We start from the raw sequence: 958 nt of genomic DNA, 5'->3' as shown, positions 1-958 counted from the left end.
TAACCTGAGATGCGGATAAGAAATTGAACTAAATGCCCTTGCGGTGATCAGATCTTTCGACGAAAAAAGAAAGAGCACACAGGACAAGGGCATGAATAACTTAGAATCAATTTACGTAGATGTCGATGATTTTTGCTTATTATTTTTACCTGCTTGGCAAAAACATCAAATAGAAACAGGCGAAAAACAAAGGCTTCGCCCATCAAGGCTCACTTGTAGCGAAGTAATGACAATACTGATTGCCTTTCACCAATCTGGCTATCGTGATTTTAAAAACTACTATAATCGTCTGGTTTGTCGACATTGGCAGCATCATTTTCCTGATTTAGTCAGCTATACACGAATGCTTAAACTGCTCCAATCTGTATTACCTGCATTATGCAGCTACTTAAAAACGCGCTTTTCAAAACCGACAGGGATTGCATTTGTTGACTCAACGGGTTTAAAAGTCTGTCATAACCTACGAATCCCGAGACACAAAGTATTTGATGGTGTAGCTGAGCGAGGCAAAGGCACTATGGGTTGGTTCTATGGCTTTAAACTTCACCTCATTATGAATGATGAAGGGGGATTGTTAGCCGTTAAAGTCACACCTGCGAATGTTGACGATCGAAAACCTATACTCGACATGGTTGAAAATGTTACGGGGAGTTTATATGCAGATAAAGGTTATGTGTCTGCTGCTCTAAAAGAAACACTTGCTGAGAAAGGCATTAACTTCGTCACTGGGCAACGTAGCAATATGAAACGACAACCAATGACCGCATGGGATAAGGCTATGTTATCAAGACGATTTATAATAGAGACGTTATTCGGTCAGTTAAAACATATTGCTCAAATAGACCATAGCCGTCACAGGAGTTGTATTTCATTTATGGTGAACCTAATGGCTGGACTGATTGCGTATACATTTAAAGATAAAAAGCCGAGCATAAAAGTATCTCGACTTTAAAATATA

1 protein-coding gene is annotated in these 958 nt (G+C 39.2%); it reads left to right on the top strand.

The genetic code is table 11. The features are described from left to right. The first annotated feature begins 91 nt into the window (after window positions 1-91). A complete protein-coding gene (locus tag D1094_RS18410; RefSeq protein ID WP_118961553.1) occupies window positions 92-952 on the top strand; it encodes an IS982 family transposase in 861 nt (286 codons plus the stop codon). Window positions 953-958 lie beyond the last annotated feature (6 nt).

Origin of the sequence: Colwellia sp. RSH04 (genome assembly GCF_003545765.1) — a bacterium.
Classification (GTDB): domain Bacteria; phylum Pseudomonadota; class Gammaproteobacteria; order Enterobacterales; family Alteromonadaceae; genus Colwellia.
The sequence above is the reverse complement of the archived record's forward strand: the minus strand, read 5'-3'. Positions and strand labels throughout refer to the sequence as shown.